Origin of the sequence: Micrococcus sp. GbtcB5 (assembly GCF_019091605.1) — a bacterium.
GTDB classification, from domain to species: domain Bacteria; phylum Actinomycetota; class Actinomycetes; order Actinomycetales; family Micrococcaceae; genus Micrococcus; species Micrococcus luteus.
Genome location: NZ_JAGXJK010000162.1, coordinates 1 through 284, shown reverse-complemented (window position 1 = coordinate 284; position 284 = coordinate 1). Strand labels below are relative to the sequence as shown.

The window sequence follows — 284 nt, the reverse complement described above, 5'->3', positions numbered from 1 at the left end:
GACGCCATCCCTCTGATGGCCGAACTGCTCGGCATGCCGTTCGAGGTGGCCCTCGCCGTCGTGGTGTTCAACGGCCTCCTGTACCTCACCCATCACCTCCTCGGCGATCCGGTGGTTCCCGGGTGGATCACCCCGGCGATCCCGCTGGTCATGGCCTACTGCTCAGCGTTCCCCGAGGGGGAGGAGCGCGTGCATGCACTCATCGCGTTCCAGTTCATGCTGGGCGTCTTCTCGATCACGTTGGGTGCGACGGGACTCGCCTTCAAGGTGGTCTCGCTGATCCC

1 pseudogene is annotated in these 284 nt (G+C 65.1%); it reads left to right on the top strand.

What is annotated here, in order from left to right:
• Positions 1-15: 15 nt before the first annotated feature.
• A pseudogene (locus KVS67_RS11870) lies at positions 16-284 on the top strand (hypothetical protein); the annotation flags it as partial.